16 protein-coding genes are annotated in these 17639 nt (G+C 64.5%); 8 read left to right on the top strand and 8 right to left on the bottom strand.

All coding sequences use genetic code 11. From position 1 onward, the window contains the following. Nucleotides 1–39: 39 nt before the first annotated feature. Nucleotides 40–1241, bottom strand: a protein-coding gene (locus AC0GNO_RS17290) for an IS3 family transposase (RefSeq protein WP_472903721.1) whose coding sequence is annotated in 2 segments (ribosomal slippage) — nucleotides 40–971 and nucleotides 971–1241 — 1203 coding nt in all. Because the reading frame shifts where the segments join, the coding sequence is not laid out codon by codon here. Between the two features lie 124 nt (nucleotides 1242–1365). Between AC0GNO_RS17290 and AC0GNO_RS17285 the strand changes: the two genes are divergently transcribed. Beyond that, the gene (locus tag AC0GNO_RS17285) at nucleotides 1366–2142 is read left to right on the top strand and encodes an HNH endonuclease (RefSeq protein ID WP_472904853.1); all 777 of its coding nucleotides are present in this window, start codon (nucleotides 1366–1368) and stop codon (nucleotides 2140–2142) included. A 37-nt stretch (nucleotides 2143–2179) separates the two neighbouring features. Here AC0GNO_RS17285 and AC0GNO_RS17280 read toward each other — a convergent pair whose 3' ends face one another. From AC0GNO_RS17280 to dnaA, 5 genes are all read right to left on the bottom strand, one after another. Then, the gene (locus tag AC0GNO_RS17280) at nucleotides 2180–3418 is read right to left on the bottom strand and encodes a type II toxin-antitoxin system HipA family toxin (RefSeq protein ID WP_472904852.1); all 1239 of its coding nucleotides are present in this window, start codon (nucleotides 3416–3418) and stop codon (nucleotides 2180–2182) included. Then, a complete protein-coding gene (locus AC0GNO_RS17275) occupies nucleotides 3402–3683 on the bottom strand; it encodes a helix-turn-helix domain-containing protein (protein ID WP_472904851.1) in 282 nt (93 codons plus the stop codon). Before AC0GNO_RS17275 ends, AC0GNO_RS17280 begins: the two co-directional genes overlap by 17 nt. A gap of 50 nt (nucleotides 3684–3733) precedes the next feature. Next, nucleotides 3734–6379: a DNA topoisomerase (ATP-hydrolyzing) subunit B gene (gene gyrB, locus AC0GNO_RS17270; protein ID WP_472904850.1), complete on the bottom strand. Its 2646-nt coding sequence runs from the start codon at nucleotides 6377–6379 to the stop codon at nucleotides 3734–3736. An 81-nt stretch (nucleotides 6380–6460) separates the two neighbouring features. Next, nucleotides 6461–7567: a DNA polymerase III subunit beta gene (dnaN, locus tag AC0GNO_RS17265; protein ID WP_472904849.1), complete on the bottom strand. Its 1107-nt coding sequence runs from the start codon at nucleotides 7565–7567 to the stop codon at nucleotides 6461–6463. Between the two features lie 184 nt (nucleotides 7568–7751). Further along, nucleotides 7752–9158 carry a chromosomal replication initiator protein DnaA gene (dnaA, locus tag AC0GNO_RS17260; protein ID WP_420049636.1) on the bottom strand — a complete coding sequence of 469 codons (1407 nt, stop codon included), beginning with the start codon at nucleotides 9156–9158 and terminating at the stop codon, nucleotides 7752–7754. A 222-nt stretch (nucleotides 9159–9380) separates the two neighbouring features. Here dnaA and rpmH point away from each other — a divergent pair, with 222 nt between their 5' ends. From rpmH to AC0GNO_RS17225, 7 genes are all read left to right on the top strand, one after another. Then, complete coding sequence (gene rpmH, locus AC0GNO_RS17255) at nucleotides 9381–9515, top strand: 50S ribosomal protein L34 (RefSeq protein WP_177136703.1); 135 nt, start codon at nucleotides 9381–9383, stop codon at nucleotides 9513–9515. A gap of 82 nt (nucleotides 9516–9597) precedes the next feature. After that, nucleotides 9598–10032, top strand: a complete 435-nt coding sequence (locus AC0GNO_RS17250; protein WP_472904848.1) for a ribonuclease P protein component — start codon at nucleotides 9598–9600, stop codon at nucleotides 10030–10032. Next, nucleotides 10022–10309: a membrane protein insertion efficiency factor YidD gene (gene yidD, locus AC0GNO_RS17245; RefSeq protein WP_472888573.1), complete on the top strand. Its 288-nt coding sequence runs from the start codon at nucleotides 10022–10024 to the stop codon at nucleotides 10307–10309. Before AC0GNO_RS17250 ends, yidD begins: the two co-directional genes overlap by 11 nt. Continuing rightward, nucleotides 10306–12021: a membrane protein insertase YidC gene (gene yidC, locus AC0GNO_RS17240; RefSeq protein WP_472904847.1), complete on the top strand. Its 1716-nt coding sequence runs from the start codon at nucleotides 10306–10308 to the stop codon at nucleotides 12019–12021. Before yidD ends, yidC begins: the two co-directional genes overlap by 4 nt. Nucleotides 12022–12098: 77 nt before the next feature. Further along, nucleotides 12099–13520, top strand: a complete 1422-nt coding sequence (mnmE, locus tag AC0GNO_RS17235; RefSeq protein WP_472904846.1) for a tRNA uridine-5-carboxymethylaminomethyl(34) synthesis GTPase MnmE — start codon at nucleotides 12099–12101, stop codon at nucleotides 13518–13520. 116 nt (nucleotides 13521–13636) lie between these two features. Beyond that, the gene (locus tag AC0GNO_RS17230) at nucleotides 13637–14128 is read left to right on the top strand and encodes a Crp/Fnr family transcriptional regulator (protein WP_472904845.1); all 492 of its coding nucleotides are present in this window, start codon (nucleotides 13637–13639) and stop codon (nucleotides 14126–14128) included. Between the two features lie 177 nt (nucleotides 14129–14305). Beyond that, nucleotides 14306–14872, top strand: coding sequence for a hypothetical protein (locus tag AC0GNO_RS17225; RefSeq protein WP_472888577.1), 567 nt, complete (start codon nucleotides 14306–14308; stop codon nucleotides 14870–14872). A gap of 152 nt (nucleotides 14873–15024) precedes the next feature. Here the strand turns inward: AC0GNO_RS17225 and AC0GNO_RS17220 are convergent, their stop codons facing one another. Both AC0GNO_RS17220 and AC0GNO_RS17215 read right to left on the bottom strand, forming a co-directional pair. Further along, nucleotides 15025–15570: an adenine phosphoribosyltransferase gene (locus AC0GNO_RS17220; RefSeq protein ID WP_472888578.1), complete on the bottom strand. Its 546-nt coding sequence runs from the start codon at nucleotides 15568–15570 to the stop codon at nucleotides 15025–15027. A gap of 67 nt (nucleotides 15571–15637) precedes the next feature. After that, nucleotides 15638–17623, bottom strand: coding sequence for a cation:proton antiporter domain-containing protein (locus tag AC0GNO_RS17215; protein ID WP_472904844.1), 1986 nt, complete (start codon nucleotides 17621–17623; stop codon nucleotides 15638–15640). Between the last annotated feature and the right edge of the window lie 16 nt (nucleotides 17624–17639).

Genomic DNA, 17639 nt, shown 5'->3' with positions numbered 1-17639 from the left:
TGACCTTGCCCTCGTTTGGTGTAGCTCTTAGCCCGACGATTACGCGGCCTTTTTGCGCTGTGCCTCGTACCAGCGTTGCTCGAACTGCATCGGGCTGAGGTAGCCCAGCGAGGAATGAAGCCGGCGGTGATTGTAGAAAGCCATCCAGTCCATCACAGCCTGTTTGGCCTGCTCTCGCGTGGCGAACTTGTGCCCATGCACGCTGGCCGTTTTCAGGCGGCCCCAGAAGCTCTCGGTCGGCGCGTTGTCCCAGCAGTTGCCCTTCCTGCTCATCGAGGAACGCATCTTCCAGTCTTTCAAAGCATCCTGGAATTCGCCGCTGCAATACTGGCTGCCCCTGTCGCTGTGGAATATCAGACCAGTCGGCGGGCGCCGCCGCCACCACGCCATGGCCAGCGCGTCCTTGACCAGGCCCGCCTGCATGTGCGGCTGCAGGCTCCAGCCCACCACCTGACGGCTGAACAGGTCGATGACCGCAGCCAGGTACAGCCAGCCCTCGTCGGTGGCGATGTAGGTGATGTCTCCACTCCACAGCTGGTTGGGTGCCTCGGGGGTAAAGCGCCGCTGCACCAGGTCTGGTGCCACCGGCAGACTGTGGCGGCTGTCGGTGGTGACCACAAACTTGCGCTTGGTTCTGGCACGGATACCGTGCTGCTGCATCAACTTGCGCACCCTGTCCTTGCCCACCCGGATGCCCCTGGCCAGCAGTTCCTTGTGCATCCGAGGCCAGCCGTATTCCCCCTTGACCTCGGCGTGGATGGCGCGGATGTGTGCCAGCAGTGCTTCGTCGCTGTGGCGCCCGCCGGGCCTGCCAGCGATGTCCTGTGGGCGGCGCAGCCAGTTGAAGTAGCCGCTGGCGCTGACCTCCAGCACGCCGCAGGAGACGCTCACCGGGTACTGCTGCCTCATTTGGTGAATCCAGGCGTACCTCGCAGCGTGTCCTGCGCGAAGTACGCCGCGGCTTTTTTTGCGATGTCGCGCTCCATCCTCAGGCGCGCAACTTCCGCTCGCAAACGCGCTATCTCCATCTGCTCGGGCGAGACCCCCACGGCCTTGTTATCGCCCCCAGCGCCGCTCAACGCGCCTTTGGCTGCCTGGCGAACCCAATTGCCCAGACTGGCCTTGGGGATCCCCAACACCTTGGCCACCACAGCAATGGCCTGACCGGCGCTCACCTGACGGACCGCCTCCAACTTGAACTCCTGCGTGTACTGCGCACGCACCTGCTTTGCTGCTGTCATTCCTTGACTCCTTGTCGGTATTTTCAACAAGGACTAAGAACTCCACTTTTCAGGGGCAAGATCATATCAGTGGCACAACAACATGAAGTGCGCACAACATTCGGATGGCCCCTAGGGAGAATCGATGCCGAGACAGACCGACTGGACCCGAGACCAAACGCTCGCTGCGTTGCATGTTTATTTCCAGTTGCCATTTGGGCAACTGCACCAACGCAATCCCCTGATTCGACAACTGGCCGAATGGATCGGCAGGACGCCGGGGTCGGACGCTCTCAAATTGGTCAACTTCGCGAGCCTTGATCCGCAGGTGCGGGCCAGTGGTCGCGCGGGTATGAGCAATGCTTCTCGGCTGGACAAGCTGATCTGGAGCGAGCTGAACGAGGATTGGGATTTAGTGGCTGGGGAGGCTGCTCGTGTGTATGAACACCAAGGCAGCGAACATGGGGTGACACCCGGCTCTGATGTGGTGGAGGAAGTGCCCGAGATTGCTGAAGGCAAGACCATCGCTGCGACAGTCATGGTTCGTGTCAATCAAGCGCGCTTCAGGCGGGCCGTTCTAGCGAGCTATACCGCGCGCTGTTGCATCAGTGGACTTGCGGTGCCACAGCTGCTGATTGCCAGCCACATCATTCCATGGAGCATGGATACCAAAAACCGGCTGAATCCACAGAACGGACTGTGCCTGTCAGCCCTGCACGACAAGGCTTTCGACGCCGGATTGATCACCGTGTTGCCCAACTACACCGTGCGGGTGTCGAAGTCGTTGATGGGTGCCGATTTGGACGGCTTTACCCAGCAAGCGCTGGCGAAGTACGACGGTCGCGCCATTGTTTTGCCAGAACGGTTCAAGCCCAAACCGAGTTTTCTGGAAGCGCACGCGTCAAGATTTGGCTTCATCTGAAACAGCTAGCAGCAGACTTCATGCGGCGTGATGAAGCTCATCGCCCATACCTCATCCCATCCTCCCAAACCCCCCGCATCTTCGCCAGCAGTTCCGCTGGCACGCGGTCGTCGATCTGTGCTGCGTCCAGCGTTGCCCGCATCGCCTCGGCAATGGCTTGCAGGGTGCGGGCCGGTTGGCTGACGCCGCACACGCGGCGCCCGAAGTCGATCAGCTCTTCCCGCGTGGGGTAAGCCTTGGTGTGGTGTTTGCCGGCGAACAGTTTCAGGGCCAGTGTGCGGTCGGTCAGCTCCGGGCCGCCGGCGTATTGGGTGTAGGTGTAGATGGCGGTGGTGACCACGTCGAACAGGGGTGCAAGCCACACGTCCGTGGCCGAGCGGTAGAGCACGCCGAAGTTCTTGAGGTGCGCGTCGCCGTTGCGCACCATGACGGACAAGGCCACCTGCTCAAAGAAGCGGTGCAGGTGGTGGCTGTGCAGTTGCAGCTGGCGCAGCAGTTCGGCCACGCGCTGGTAGCTGCCTTGGTATTTGCGGTCCGACAGCACGTCGCGCACGCGCAGGCCGGCCAGTGCGGCGATGTCTTCAAAGCCCAGGCGTTCGATGCGGCCGTCGGCGTGCGTGACGAGGTCGAAGCGGTCGAGGATCAGCATCTGGCCGTCGTGCGAGAGGTCGAACACCGGCACCCCGATGCCGGCGCGGCGCGCCGCGCTCAGGCACAGGAATTCGTTAGCGGCCAACCCGGGGTAGGCGGGGCTGGCCGCTTTGACGATGAGCGAGGGGATGGGCACGGTAGGCCGGTCGGGCACCATGATCTTGGGCTGCATGCCGGCAATGCCGGCGCCGGTGCTGAGGTAGGCGGCCATCAGGTCGTTGAAGACCTCGGGCGTGTAGCGGGTCTGCAGCAGCTCGGTTTTGCTCAGCGGCCGAGGCGCTGCGGCGGCGGGTTGGTCGGGCAGGCTGAAGCCGAGCCGGCCGATGCCGTTGCGGCCGACCAGCGCCAGCAGGTGCATGGGCGTCATCGGCTGCTTGGGAAAGAGCTGCCGGATCTTCATGAACAGATCGCCCTCGGGCAGGTTCTGGTCCATGGGCGCGAACAGGTCGCCGTCCTGCCAGGTCAGGCGCTCAGCTGCCGGCATCAGCAAGGCGACGGCGGGTTGCGCGGGGTCGGGATCGAGGTAGCGAAATTCGTAGGTCGATGCCTTGAGCAACTGGCCGGCCTGGGCGTTGTCGCCGATGGCCACCTGCAGCAGGCGCAGCTTGTCAGGCAGGGCCGTCATCGTCTTCGTCGTCTTCTTGGAACCGACGGGCGACGTCGCTCGCCGACGGCAGGCCGGCCCGTTCCAGCCGCAGCGCCAAGCCCAGCGCACCCAGCACAGCGAGGAGCGACGACACGGTGGTGTCGTCCCCGGCTTCCAGGCGGTAGATCACCTCGCGCACCTTGCCCGCCTTGTCGGCCAGCTGCGATTTGCTCAAGCCCAATGCCTCGCGCTGCTGGCGCAGCTGGGCACCGAGTTCGTCCGGAAGGCGGATGATGTCAGTCATGACTTGCATATTGACAAAATAAATGTCATTCTGCAAGTTATAACTGGCAATTAGACGTCGATATTGCCCGCCCGCAGTGCGTTGGTTTCGATGAAATCGCGCCGCGGCTCCACTTCATCCCCCATCAGCATCGTGAACACGCGGTCGGCTTCGATCGCGTCGTCGATCTGCACGCGCAGCAGGCGGCGCACGGTGGGGTCCATGGTGGTTTCCCAGAGCTGGGCGGGGTTCATTTCGCCCAGGCCTTTGTAGCGCTGGCGGCTGGTGGTGCGTTCGGCTTCGCTGATGAGCCACTGCATGGCGGTGCGGAAGTCGCTGGCTTTTTCTTCTTTCTGCTTGTCGCCTTCGCCGCGTTGCACTTTGGCGCCTTCGCCGAGCAGGCCGCGGAAGGTGTCGGCGGCGGTGGCCAGGGCCGCGTAGTCGGCGCCGTGCACGAAGTCCTGCGTGATGGTGCTGCTCTTGACGTTGCCGTGGTGGCGGCGGCTGATGCGCAGGATGGGTTTGTCGGTGCGCACGTCGAACTCGCTCGCCACTTCGGCCGGCACGCCGGTGGTGCTGAGTTCGCGCAGCTTGGCCTGCAGCGCCACGGCGCTGGCTTCGGCTTCTTCCACCGTGTCGAGCTTGATCGACACGCCGTCGGCCATGGCGCGCAGCGCTTCGGCGTCCATGAAGTTGGTCAGGCGCGCAATCACGCGTTCGGCCACCTGGTGCTTGCGCGCGAGTTCGCCCAGGGTGTCGCCTTCGATCACGGTGTTGGTCGCGCCGCCGGTGGACACCTTGGCGTCTTTCAGCGCGATGCGCAGCAAAAAGCCGTCGAGCGCGGGGCCGTCTTTCAGGTACAGCTCTTCCTTGCCGGCCTTTACCTTGTAGAGCGGCGGCTGGGCGATGTAGATGTGGCCGCGCTCGACCAGCTCGGGCATCTGGCGGTAGAAGAAGGTGAGCAGCAGGGTGCGGATGTGGGCGCCGTCGACGTCGGCGTCGGTCATGATGATGATGCGGTGGTAGCGCAGTTTGGCGACGTTGAAGTCGTCGGCGCCGGTGCCGCCCGAGCCGCCGTTGCCATTGCCGTCACCGCCGGCCTTGCCGATGCCGGTGCCCAGCGCGGTGATGAGCGTCAGGATTTCGTTGGAGGTGAGCAGCTTTTCGTAGCGCGCCTTTTCCACGTTCAGGATCTTGCCGCGCAGCGGCAGGATCGCCTGGAACTTGCGGTCGCGGCCCTGCTTGGCGGAGCCGCCGGCGGAGTCGCCCTCGACGATGTAGATCTCGCACAGCGCCGGGTCTTTTTCCTGGCAGTCGGCGAGTTTGCCGGGCAGGCCCATGCCGTCGAGCACGCCCTTGCGGCGCGTCATTTCACGCGCCTTGCGCGCGGCTTCGCGGGCGCGGGCGGCTTCGACGATCTTGCCGCAGATGATCTTGGCGTCGTTCGGGCGTTCCTGCAGGTAGTCGCTCAGCAGGCGGCTGACGATGTCTTCCACCGGGCCGCGCACTTCGCTGGACACCAGTTTGTCTTTGGTCTGGCTGCTGAACTTGGGCTCGGGCACCTTGACGCTGAGCACGCAGCACAGGCCTTCGCGCATGTCGTCGCCGGTGACTTCAACCTTGGCCTTCTTGGCGAACTCGTTTTCTTCGATGTACTTGTTGATGACGCGCGTCATCGCGGCGCGCAGGCCGGTCAGGTGGGTGCCGCCGTCGCGCTGCGGGATGTTGTTGGTGAAGCACAGCACCTGCTCGTTGTAGCCGCTGTTCCACTGCATGGCCACTTCAACGCCGATGTTGGTGCCCTGGTCGCTCGCGCGGTCGCCCAGCGCGTGGAACACGTTGGGGTGCAGGACGGTCTTGCCCTTGTTGATGAAGTCGACAAAGCCCTTGACGCCACCGGCGCCGGAGAAGTCGTCTTCCTTGCCGCTGCGTTCGTCCTTCAGGCGGATGCGCACGCCGTTGTTCAGGAACGAGAGTTCGCGCAGGCGCTTGGACAGGATCTCGTAGTGGAAATCGCTGTTCTCTTTGAAGATGTCGTAGTCGGGCAGGAAGTGCACTTCGGTGCCGCGCTTCTCGGTCGCGCCGGAAGTCCGCATGGGCGAGATCTCGATGCCGTTCGGGGTGGTTTCGAGCAGTCGGTTCTGCACGAAGCCGCGTGCAAACTCGATCTGGTGCACCAGGCCTTCGCGGCGCACGGTGAGGCGCAGCCACTGGCTCAGCGCGTTCACGCAGGACACGCCCACGCCGTGCAGGCCGCCCGAAACCTTGTAGCTGTTCTGGTTGAACTTGCCGCCGGCGTGCAGTTCGGTCAGCGCGATTTCAGCGGCCGAGCGCTTGGGCTCGTGCTTGTCGTCCATCTTCACACCGGTCGGGATGCCGCGGCCGTTGTCCACCACGGAGATCGAGTTGTCGCTGTGGATGGTGACGACGATGTCATCGCAGTGACCGGCCAGTGCTTCGTCGATCGAGTTGTCCACCACCTCGAACACCAGGTGGTGCAGGCCGGTGCCGTCTGACGTGTCGCCGATGTACATGCCCGGTCGCTTGCGCACCGCTTCCAGCCCTTCCAGGATCTGGATCGCGCCCTCGCCATAGCCCTCGCTCGCGCCGGCCTGGTGGGCGTCGATGGTGGGCTGGAAATTGGAGCTGGCGGACCCTGCTTCACCGGTGTTGACGGCAACGGAGTCGGGTTCGGCGGGCTTGTTGGCTTCGGACATGGTGGACTTTTCAGAAACGCTAGAAAGGCCAAACCCGCTGTGCAGCGGGTCGGGCTTTGGGGGGACCTGGATCGGGAACGATCAGATCCGCATCGGCATGACAACGTATTTGAAGGCGTTGTCGTCGGGGTTGGTGAGCAGCGCCGAGCTGTTGCCGTCGGACAGTTCGATGCGAACCATCTCCTGCGACATGTTCTGCAGCGCGTCGATCAGGTAGGTGACGTTGAAGCCGATTTCGATGGTGTCACCACCGTAGTCGATGTCGAGTTCGTCCACGGCCTCTTCCTGCTCGGCGTTGCTCGACGCCACGCGCAGCACGCCGGGCTCGATGTTCAGGCGCACGCCCTTGAACTTCTCGCTCGTCATGATGGCGGTGCGTTGCAGCGAGGCCAGCAGCGGTGCTCGGCCCAGCGTGATGATGTTCTTGTGGTTGCGCGGGATGACGCGGTTGTAGTCGGGGAACTTGCCCTCGACCAGCTTGGTGACGAACTCCATGCCGTCAAAGCTGAACTTGGCCTGGTTGGCGGCGAACTGCATTTCGATCGCGCCTTCCTTGTCGGACAGCAGGCGCTGCAGCTCGATCACCGTCTTGCGCGGCAGGATCACTTCCTGTTTCGGCACTTCCACGTCCAGCGTGGCGCTGGCAAACGCGAGGCGGTGGCCGTCGGTGGCGACCAGGCTGAGCTGCTGCCCTTCGGCCACGAACAGGATGCCGTTGAGGTAGTAGCGGATGTCGTGCACGGCCATGGCGAACGACACCTGGCCCAGCAGGCTTTTCAGCGTCTTCTGCGGCACGGCAAACACCGGGCCGAAGCTGGCCGATTCCTGCACCAGCGGGAAGTCCTCGGGCGGCATGCTCTGCAGCGTGAAGCGGCTCTTGCCGCCTTTCAGGATCAGTTTGCCGGCGCTCGATTCGAGGCTGACCGTCTGGTCGCCCGGCATGGTGCGCAGGATGTCGATCAGCTTGCGCGCACCCAGGGTGGTGGCGAAGTTGCCGTCGTCGCCGTCGAGCTGGGCCGTGGTGCGGATCTGGATCTCCAGGTCGCTGGTGGTCAGCTGCACGGCCGAGCCGGTCTTGCGCACCAGCACGTTGGCCAGGATGGGCAGTGTGTGGCGGCGTTCAACGATGCCCGCGACCGACTGCAGCGCAGCCAACACCTTGTCCTGGGTCGATTTCAAAACGATCATGTCAGACTCTTTCGTCTCTGGTTGCCGGTTGGCGGGTGGGACTTCCCTTGCCCCAAGCAGGGCTTTCTGTCAGCCAAATACCGCCTATTTTCGCCTTTTTGAAGCGCGATTCCTGAAAACACCTGCCCCGTCAGATGCCGGCTGTGCCGGCTGTGGCGAGCGGGTGCGCACGGCCTCACGCCGGTCAGCCCTTGAGCGTCTGTTCCAGCACGTGCAGCTGCTGGTTGAGCTCGGTGTTCTGCTGGCGTTCGGCGCCGATCTTGCGCACCGCGTGCAGCACCGTGGTGTGGTCGCGGCCACCGAACAGCTCACCGATCTCGGGCAGGCTTTTCTGCGTCAGCTCCTTGGCGATGAACATGGCGATCTGGCGCGGCCGGGCGATGCTGGCCGGGCGCTTCTTGCTGTACATGTCCGCGACCTTGATCTTGTAATAGTCGGCCACGGTCTTCTGGATGTTCTCGACGCTGATCTGCCGGTTCTGGATCGACAGCAGGTCTTTCAGCGCATCGCGCGCCAGCTGGATCGAGATCTCTTTCTGGTTGAAACGCGAATAGGCCAGGATCTTGCGCAACGCGCCTTCGAGTTCGCGCACGTTGGAGCGCACGTTCTTCGCCACAAAAAACGCCACTTCTTCGGGCATGACGGCGTTTTCCACCGCCGCCTTGTTGATCAGGATCGCCACGCGCATTTCCAGCTCGGGCGGCTCGATCGCCACCGTGAGGCCCGAATCGAAACGTGAAACCAGGCGCTCGTGGATGTCCGGCAGGCCCTTGGGATAGGTGTCGCTGGTCAGCACGATGTGCGACTTTTTGGCCAGAAGGGCCTCGAAGGCGTTGAAAAACTCTTCCTGCGTGCGTTCCTTGTTGGCGAGGAACTGCACATCGTCGATCAGCAGCAGGTCCAGCGAGTGGTATTGGGCCTTGAACTCGTCAAAAGTCTTGCGCTGGTAAGCCTTGACCACATCCGAGACAAACTGTTCGGCGTGGATGTAGAGAACTTTGGCCTGAGGATGGTCGGACAGCAGGTGGTTGCCGATCGCGTGCATCAAGTGGGTCTTGCCCAGACCGACGCCGCCGTAGATGAACAGCGGGTTGTAAAGCTGGCCGAGGCTGCCCGCCACGTGCATCGCCGCGGCGCGCGCCATGCGGTTGGCCGAACCTTCCACCAGGGTGGAGAAAGTCAGCGCCGGGTTGAGTCGGGACTTGGGGGCGCGCGGGCTCGTGATCTCTGCGGGTGCCAGATCGGGCAGTTCGGCCAGCACCTGGTCCTGCACCGTCCGGGGCGCAGGCGACGTCCTGCTGGGGCCTTCTCGCGGAGCGAGCGCCAACTCCAGTGTCACCGGTGTGCCCTGGATGGCCTCCAGCAACAAGGCAATGCGGGACGCGTACTGGGCCCGGATCCAGTCCAGCTTGAAGCGGTTGGCCACCGACACCACGACCTTGGAGGCATCGGCGGACACGCTGGCCGAGAGCGGCCGGATCCAGGTGTTGAACTGCTGTTCGGGGATTTCTTGCGCGAGTTTGTCGACGCAGGCCAGCCAGAGGGACTGGGCGTCGGTGGATGGGGTGTCTGGGGGGGTGCCCTCGATCATGCTGGGAATGGCGGACGCTGTATTTTTGTGGACAAATGACTCGGGGCAGACCGGCCATTGTAGTGTGGCCGGCGACTTATCCACAAGGCGGTTCTCCCTCTGTGCTGCCCGACCCCGGCACGGGCCTGCTGAAGCAAGGCAGACAGAAAAGCAGCCAAGTGCTTGCCGTGCCTTGAGTTTATTTGCGATAATTGCGGGTTTCCCCGACATTTACTGAGCATCATGAAACGCACTTACCAGCCTTCCAAAGTCCGCCGCGCCCGCACCCACGGCTTTCTCGTCCGCATGAAGACTCGTGGCGGCCGTGCCGTGATCAACGCTCGCCGCGCCAAGGGCCGCAAGCGTCTGGCTCTCTGAGCCTGAACGTGCTCCGCCGGTATTGGCCGGTCCCAGCTTCCGTTGCCGGCTTCCGGTGACCGACAGGGAGGCGCAACGGGCCATGCAGCGCATCCGGTCCCGGCAGCAGTTCCAGGCCGTCATGGCGGGAGCCCCTGTGGCCAAAACCCCCCACTTCGCTTTGCACCGGGCCTCGCTCGTGAGCGAGCATTTGGGCCGTCCCTTGTTTCCTGTGGCCGATGTCTGGCTGGGTGTGCTCCTGCCCAAGCGCTGGGCGCGCCGCGCGGTCACGCGCAATGCGATCCGTCGCCAGATCTACGAAGCCGCCCGCCACGTCGCGACCGGTTTGCCGCAGGCTGCGCTGGTGGTTCGCCTGCGCAGCGAGTTCAGCCGCAAGCTGTTTGTGAGTGCGACCTCTGATGTGCTCAAGCGCGCGGTTCGGGCCGAGCTGGATCAGTTGCTGGGGCGTGTGCTCAGTCCCGCTCCGGTCGAGCCGGCTGATCCGCTGCCCCGGAAGGAGGCGCCTCATGGTGTCTGACTGGCCGCGCCAGGTGCTGGTGGGCCTGGTCAAGGGCTACCGTTTGCTGCTCAGTCCCTGGCTGGGCAGCAGTTGCCGTTTTGAACCCACCTGTTCCGTCTATGCGATCGGCTCGCTGGAGCGGCACGGTGCACTGGCCGGTGGCTACCTCATGCTCAGGCGCCTGGGTCGCTGCGGACCCTGGTGCGAGGGTGGTCACGATCCCGTGCCCGAAGTGGCGCCCAGCCTGTTTTCCCATCTGCTTTCCCCTTCCTCAGAAAAGAAGAACCCGTCATGAATGACATCCGTCGATCCATCCTGTGGGTGGTTTTTGGTTTCTCGATGGTCCTGATCTGGGACAAGTGGCAGATCCACAACGGCAACGCGCCGACGTTTTTCCCTTCGGCCGCCGTGACCGCGCCCGCCGCTCCGGATGCCCAGCCGGCAGCCCGTGCCGACGCGTCCGTTCCCGTCAGCACCGCGGCGGCCACGACGGCTGGTGCTGAAGCGGCTCCACAGGGCTCGACAGCCCCGGCGCCCGCAGCGGCCCGGCATGAGGTCACGACCGACGTGTTGAAGCTGGTGTTCAACACCGAAGGTGGCTCGCTCATCGGCGCCGATCTGCTCAAGCACGCGAGCACCTCGCTGGGCACACAGCCGTTTGCGCTGCTGGTCCAGAACGACACGCAAACCTACCTCGCCCAGACCGGCCTGATCGGCGGCAGTTTCCCCACCCACAAGACGCCCATGACCGTGGCGCCCGGCCCGACCGCGCTGGCCGACGGCCAGAACGAGCTGCAGGTGCGTTTCGAGTCGGACGAGGTGGGCGGCGTCAAGCTGGTCAAGACCTACACCCTGACCCGCGGCAGCTACGACATCGCCGTGCAGCACGAAGTCCTGAACAACAGCGGCCAGCCGGTGAGCCCGCAGCTCTACGTGCAGCTGGTGCGCGACGGCAACAAGACCAGCAGCGAAACGCCGTTCTATTCCACCTTCACCGGTCCGGCCGTCTACACCGAAGCCCAGAAATACCAGAAGGTCGAATTCGCCGACATCGACAAGAACAAGGCCGACTTTGAAAAGAGCGCCACCAATGGCTATGTGGCCATGGTGCAGCACTACTTTGCGTCGGCCTGGGTGCTGGCTGATGGCATCGCACGCGACAACTTCGCGCGCAAGGTGGACAACAACCTGTACGCGGTCGGCTCCATCACCACCCTGCCGGCCATCGTGCCGGGCCAGCGCAAGGCGGTCGAGGCACGCCTGTTCGTCGGTCCGCAGGAAGAAAAGGTCCTGGAGGTCATCACCCCGGGGCTGGAGCTGGTCAAGGACTATGGCTGGCTGACCATTCTGGCCAAACCGTTGTACTGGCTGCTGGAAAAGATCCACGGCTTCGTGCAGAACTGGGGATGGGCCATCGTGCTGCTGGTGGTGCTGATCAAGGCGGCCTTCTACTGGCTCAACGCCAGCGCCTACAAGAGCATGGCCAAGATGAAGGCGGTCAACCCGCGCATCATGGAAATGCGCGAACGCCTGAAGAGCAACCCGCAGCAGATGCAGCAGGAAATGATGAAGATCTACCGGGAGGAAAAAGTCAACCCGCTGGGTGGCTGCTTCCCGATCCTGATCCAGATTCCGGTGTTCATTGCGCTCTACTGGGTGCTGCTGTCGTCGGTCGAAATGCGCAACGCGCCCTGGATGGCCTGGATCCACGATCTGTCATCGCCCGATCCGTTCTTCGTGCTGCCCGTCGTGATGGCCGTGACCACCATGATCCAGACCGCGCTCAACCCGCTGCCGCCGGACCCGCTGCAGGCCAAGCTGATGTGGATGATGCCGCTGATGTTCTCGGTGATGTTCTTCTTCTTCCCGGCCGGTCTGGTGCTGTACTGGATCACCAACAACGTGTTGACCATCGCGCAGCAGTCTTTCATCAACAAGCGCATGGGCGTGCCGCTGAAGTTCACGTTGCCGTTTGACCTGTTCAAAGGCAAGCCCGCGGCCAAGTAAGAGCGGGTATTTTCCCAACGAGGGCCGCGCGAGCGGCCTTCGTTGTTTCTGATCCGCAGCCTGCCAGAATCCCTACCATGCTCAGCGCCCAACAAGACCCCATCGTCGCCATCGCCACCGCGCCCGGTCGCGGCGCGGTGGGCATCGTGCGGGTGTCGGGCAAGGGGCTGGCGGCGTTTGTGCAGGCCTTGCTGGGGCGAGCGCTGAAACCCCGCGAAGCCACCTATCTGCCCTTTCCTGACGCTGCAGGCCAGCCCATTGACCATGGCCTGGCGCTGTGGTTTCCGGGGCCACATTCCTACACCGGTGAAGACGTGCTGGAACTCCAGGGCCACGGCGGACCGGTGGTGTTGCAGCTGCTGCTGGCGCGCTGCCTGCAGGTGGCGCAGACCGCGGTCGACGCGGACAAGGCTTTGCTGCCCGGGCTGCGCCCGGCGCGCGCGGGTGAATTCACCGAGCGCGCGTTCCTCAACGACAAGCTTGACCTGGCCCAGGCCGAGGCGGTGGCCGACCTGATCGATGCCAGCACCGAAGCCGCTGCGCGCAGCGCCAGCCGCTCGCTCGCGGGGGTGTTTTCCGAGCGCATCCACGCACTGCGCGATGCGCTGATCAACCTGCGCATGCTGGTCGAAGCGACACTGGATTTCCCGGAAGAGGAGATCGACTTCCTGAAGAAGGCCGATGCCACGGGCCAGCTGCAGCGTCTGCGCACCGCGCTGGCCGACGTGCAGGCACAGGCCCGGCAGGGAGCCCTGCTGCGGGACGGGCTCACGGTGGTGATCGCCGGGCAGCCCAATGCGGGAAAAAGCTCGCTGCTCAACGCACTGGCCGGCGCCGAGCTGGCGATCGTGACCCCGGTGGCCGGCACCACGCGCGACGTGGTGCAGCAGACGATCCAGATCGACGGGGTGCCGCTGCACGTGATCGACACCGCGGGCCTGCGCGACAGCCCGGACGTGGACGAGGTGGAAAAAATCGGCATCGAACGCGCGTGGGGCCAGATCCACAAGGCCGACGCGGTGTTGTTCCTGCACGATCTCACGCGCAGCGACAGCCTGGTCTACCAGGCCGCCGATGAGGACATTGCCGCCGCCCTGCCCGGCGGCGTGACCGTGTTGCAGGTGTGGAACAAGCTCGATCAGTGCCCCGACAGCGCCCGTGCGCGGCTGGCGGAACGGGCGGGTGCGGGTGAGCTGGCGATCTCGGCCAAAAGCGGCGATGGACTGGAGGCTCTGCGCCAGCGACTGCTGGACCTGGCCGGGTGGGAGCACGCGGGCGACGGCCTGTTCATGGCGCGCGAACGCCACCTGCAGGCGCTGGCGCGCGTGGGGTCGCACCTCGACGGCGCGCACACGCTGCTGGCCGCGCAAGCCGAACACCTGGACTTGTTGGCCGAAGAATTGCGCCTGGCCCAGCAGGCGCTGGGTGAAATCACCGGCGAGTTCAGTGCCGATGACCTGCTGGGCGAGATTTTTTCGCGTTTTTGCATCGGCAAATAGGCTGCAGCGCACCGTCTGGCGTTTTGTCACCACCGTCTGGAGCGCAAACGTAAGGAGCCGTAAATGCCGATGACCCGGGCTTGCATGCGCGGGCGTCCCACGGTTAATGTCAATGAATGAACGCCAGTCTCCCCGCGCCGATGCGTGCCGACATCATGGTCCTGGCCCAGGCGATGAGGCAGAGCAACGCGCTGGACGCTGTGCCGCTGAACCTGACCGAGGTGCAGTGGCAGAGCCTGGCCGACTTCCTGCAACCGATGACCCTGCCGCAGGGAAAGGTGCTGATCGAGCAGGGGGTGAAGGACCGAATGGTCTATTTTGTCGAGAGCGGCAGCCTGACAGTTCACTATGAAGATGCGAAGGAGCGTGTGCGCATCGCACTGGTGGGCCCCGGGTCGCTGCTGGGTGAGGGTGCTTTTTTCAGCCATCTGCCGCGCAGTGCGACCGTGCAGGCGGGTGCGCCCAGCCGGCTCTGGTGTCTCACTCCCTTGCGCTTTCGCGAGCTTTCCATCCGATTTCCGCCGATTGCGCTGGAGTTGACATTGGCCATGGCCGCGGTCCTGGCTTGCCGCATGTACAACAGGCCCAAACGCGTGGCTGTGACCTGAATCAAGGGGTGCGCGCCACTTGCTCGACAATAATTCCGCACCAATTCTCATATCGCGATGCACCCGGCAACGCATATTTAAACCATGTCTCTATTGCGTTGGCTTCAAGCCAGAAAATCGGATCAGGGAACCAACGGTGGGCGTGCGAAACCTCGCCGCTCGTTCGGCCAGACCACCTTGCCCCTGATCTCGCCGCGCCGTGGCCGGCGCATTCTGCGCCGGGAACAGCTGTTCTCGGTGGTACGCGAGTCCCTGATCCGCGCTGGGGTGCTGTCGACCAGCTACGAATTCAAGGTGCTCACGCTGGACGCCAACGGCGACGGCTTTCTGGTGCTGATCGATCTGGCCCTGCCCGCCGACATGATGCCCGACGAATACCTGCTGGAGGTCGAGCGCTGGATCCAGAGCAGCGCGCAGAAGCGCCACGCCATGGTGGTACAGGGGGTCTACTGGCGACGCAAGGCGGTCCACGACCAGCGCGGCATTGCGCTCAAGGCGGCGGTGGCTGCGCAGACGCAGCGCCTGGCCACCTTGGACAACCCCACGGCGATCCCGGTCCCGGTGCTCACGCCATCCGGCGGTCTCGCGCAGCCCGTGGCCCGCGATGAGTTGGATGCGTTTCGCCGTGCGTTGCAGACACCCGCGATCCCGGCGCACCGCCTCGACACCGAGGCGGACGTTCCACCGCCCGAGTCGCACAGCGATTTTTCGGCGTTGAGCGATACGCAGTACGGAAAGCTGTAAGGATGAAGCCCCCACACCCCGCCGCTGATCGGGTCGCTGCCCACCGAGAGGGCTGATCCACCTTGGACCCTGCGGCGGATCGCCGTGGCCCCCAAGCTCCCGTGCCTCGGTCGGCACGGACCGGGGCGCCGCTGCGACACGGGTGATTTGCGTCAGTGGCCCGCGAAATCCACCAGCGTGAACAGTGGCAGCCCGCTCTCTCGCAGCCGGGCCGAGCCACCCAGCTCGGGCAGGTCCACGATGGCGGCGCCTTCCATCACCTCGGCGCCGAGCTTCTCCAGCAGCCGCGCCCCGGCCATCATGGTGCCGCCGGTGGCGATGAGATCGTCGATCAGCAGGACCCGGTCGCCGGGTTTGACCGCGTCGGTGTGCAGTTCGACCGTGGCGCTGCCGTACTCCAGCTCGTAGGTTTCTTCCACCGTGGTGAAGGGCAGTTTGCCCTTCTTGCGGATCGGCACGAAGCCCAGGCCCAGTTCGTAGGCCACCACCGATCCGATGATGAAGCCCCGCGCGTCAAGACCGGCCACCACGGTGGGACGCAGCGAGGGCGCCATGTAGCGGTGCACAAAGGAGTCGATCAGCACGCGGAAGACCCGTGGATCCTGCAGCAGGGGTGTGATGTCGCGGAACATCACGCCGGGCGCAGGCCAGTCGGGCACGGTCCGGATGTGGGATTTGAGGAAGTCGGAGCTGTCCATGGTGTGACCCGGGTTGATGGGTGCCGGTGGCTGAGGGTTGAGGGGACTGCAGAAGGGGTCCGGCGCGTCAGCCCGACAGCAGCCGGTCTTCGGCCAGCGCCAGTGCGGGCGCCTTGCCGCTGAGCACCAGGGTGTCGCCGCCTTCGAGCACGGTGCTGTCGTCAAAGGGCACGCCGTGGCCGCTGGACCGGCGCAGGTTGGCGACGCGCACGCCCACGGTTTCAAGTGCCAGGCTGCCGAGCGTCCGGCCCACCGTTCGACCACCCGACGGCAGCGTCACAGTGTTCAGGCGCTCGTGTTCGGCTTCTTCCACGCCATCATCGTCGGCGCCGTGGAAGTAACCCTTGAGCAGGTTGTAGCGTGCGTCGCGCTGGTCCTGCACGACACGGATCACGCGCCGCATCGGCACACCCACCAGCGCCAGCGCGTGGCTGGCCAGCATCAGGCTGGCCTCGATGGCTTCAGGCACCACCTCGGTGGCGCCAGCGCTGCGCAGTTTCTCCAGGTCCGCATCGTCGATGGTGCGCACCACCACCGGAACCTGGGGCGCCTGTTCGTGGGTGTGGTGCAGTACCTTGAGCGCGCTGGCCGTCTCGATGTAGGTGATCACCACCGCACTGGCCCGGTGCAGGCCGGCGGCGATCAGGGCCTGCAGGCGCGCGGCGTCGCCGAAGACGACCGAATCCCCGGCCGCAGCGGCCTGGCGCACACGGTCGGGGTCCAGATCGAGGGCCATGTAGGGAATGCCTTCGGCCTCCAGCAGCCGCGCCAGGTTCTGGCCGCAGCGACCGTAGCCGCAGATGATCACGTGCTTGTCGGCGTTGATCGCCTTGCGCGCGATGCTGGTCATCTGCACCGACTGCATCAGCCAGTCGCTGCCGACCACGCGGGTGACGATGTCGTTGGTGTACATGATCACGAACGGCGTGGCCAGCATGGACAGCACCATCGAAGCCAGGATGGGGTTGAACAGCTGCGGCGGCACCAGGTTGTTCTGCCCAGCCAGCGTGAGCAGGACCAGCCCGAACTCGCCGGCCTGCGCGAGGTACAGGCCCACGCGCAAGGACACACCCATGCTCGCACCCCAGGCCCGCGTCAACCCGGTGATCAGGGCCAGCTTGAACACCACTGACAGCGACAGCAGCAGCAGCACCAGCTGCCAACGCTCCAGCACCAGCCGCCAGTCGAGCATCATGCCGATGGTGATGAAGAACAAGCCAAGCAACACATCGTGGAACGGCCGGATGTCGGTCTCCACCTGGTGCTTGAATTCGGTCTCCGAAATCAGCATGCCGGCCACGAACGCGCCCAGCGCGAGCGAGAGGCCAGCGTGTTCGGTGAGCCAGGCCAGGCCCAGCGTGATCAGCAGCAGGTTGAGCATGAACAGCTCGTCGCTCTTCTGCCGCACCACCAGCGTGAGCCACCAGCGCATGACCTTCTGGCCGCCGGTGAGCAGTACGCCCAGCAGCACCACCGCCTTGACCAAGGCCAGGCCCAGGGCGGGCAACAGGTCTTCCGGCGCGGCGGCCAGGGCCGGGATCAGCACCAGCAGCGGCACCACGGCCAGATCCTGGAACAGCAGGATGCCCATCACACGCTTGCCGTGTTCCGACTCCAGTTCCAGCCGTTCGGCCATCATCTTGATCACGATGGCCGTGCTGCTCATCGCCATGATGCCGCCCAGCGCGACCGCGATCTGCCACGACACCTTCCACCAGGTGGGCAGCAGCAGCGCCAGAGCCAGCGAAGCGGCGGTGGTGATCAGCACGGTGAGCACCACCTGGGACAGGCCGAGACCGAACACGTGGCGCCGCATCGCGCGCAGCTTGGGCAGGCTGAACTCCAACCCGATCACGAACATCAGGAACACCACGCCGAATTCCGCCAGGTAGCGCACGCCGCTGGAGTTCTGCGCCAGCGCCAGCGCGTTGGGACCGATCACCACGCCCACCACCAGATAGCCCAGCATGGGCGGCAGCTTGAACTGGCGGCAGGCCACCACACCCAGCACAGCGGCCAGCAGGTAGAGCAGGGTGATGTCCAGCGAATTCATGCGGCAATGGTAAGGG

This window comes from Hydrogenophaga sp. L310 (genome assembly GCF_055703065.1).
This window is presented reverse-complemented; position numbering and strand designations above follow the sequence as displayed.

What these genes read in the sequence shown, in the direction of transcription:
- AC0GNO_RS17250 (WP_472904848.1), top strand. Translation starts at nt 9,598, where the DNA reads ATGCAGCGCATCCGGTCCCGGCAGCAGTTCCAGGCCGTCATGGCGGGA.
- AC0GNO_RS17215 (WP_472904844.1), bottom strand. Translation starts at nt 17,623, where the DNA reads ATGAATTCGCTGGACATCACCCTGCTCTACCTGCTGGCCGCTGTGCTG.
- AC0GNO_RS17275 (WP_472904851.1), bottom strand. Translation starts at nt 3,683, where the DNA reads ATGACTGACATCATCCGCCTTCCGGACGAACTCGGTGCCCAGCTGCGC.
- dnaN (WP_472904849.1), bottom strand. Translation starts at nt 7,567, where the DNA reads ATGATCGTTTTGAAATCGACCCAGGACAAGGTGTTGGCTGCGCTGCAG.
- AC0GNO_RS17280 (WP_472904852.1), bottom strand. Translation starts at nt 3,418, where the DNA reads ATGACGGCCCTGCCTGACAAGCTGCGCCTGCTGCAGGTGGCCATCGGC.
- AC0GNO_RS17285 (WP_472904853.1), top strand. Translation starts at nt 1,366, where the DNA reads ATGCCGAGACAGACCGACTGGACCCGAGACCAAACGCTCGCTGCGTTG.
- rpmH (WP_177136703.1), top strand. Translation starts at nt 9,381, where the DNA reads ATGAAACGCACTTACCAGCCTTCCAAAGTCCGCCGCGCCCGCACCCAC.
- dnaA (WP_420049636.1), bottom strand. Translation starts at nt 9,158, where the DNA reads ATGATCGAGGGCACCCCCCCAGACACCCCATCCACCGACGCCCAGTCC.
- AC0GNO_RS17230 (WP_472904845.1), top strand. Translation starts at nt 13,637, where the DNA reads ATGAACGCCAGTCTCCCCGCGCCGATGCGTGCCGACATCATGGTCCTG.
- yidC (WP_472904847.1), top strand. Translation starts at nt 10,306, where the DNA reads ATGAATGACATCCGTCGATCCATCCTGTGGGTGGTTTTTGGTTTCTCG.
- AC0GNO_RS17220 (WP_472888578.1), bottom strand. Translation starts at nt 15,570, where the DNA reads ATGGACAGCTCCGACTTCCTCAAATCCCACATCCGGACCGTGCCCGAC.
- mnmE (WP_472904846.1), top strand. Translation starts at nt 12,099, where the DNA reads ATGCTCAGCGCCCAACAAGACCCCATCGTCGCCATCGCCACCGCGCCC.
- gyrB (WP_472904850.1), bottom strand. Translation starts at nt 6,379, where the DNA reads ATGTCCGAAGCCAACAAGCCCGCCGAACCCGACTCCGTTGCCGTCAAC.
- yidD (WP_472888573.1), top strand. Translation starts at nt 10,022, where the DNA reads ATGGTGTCTGACTGGCCGCGCCAGGTGCTGGTGGGCCTGGTCAAGGGC.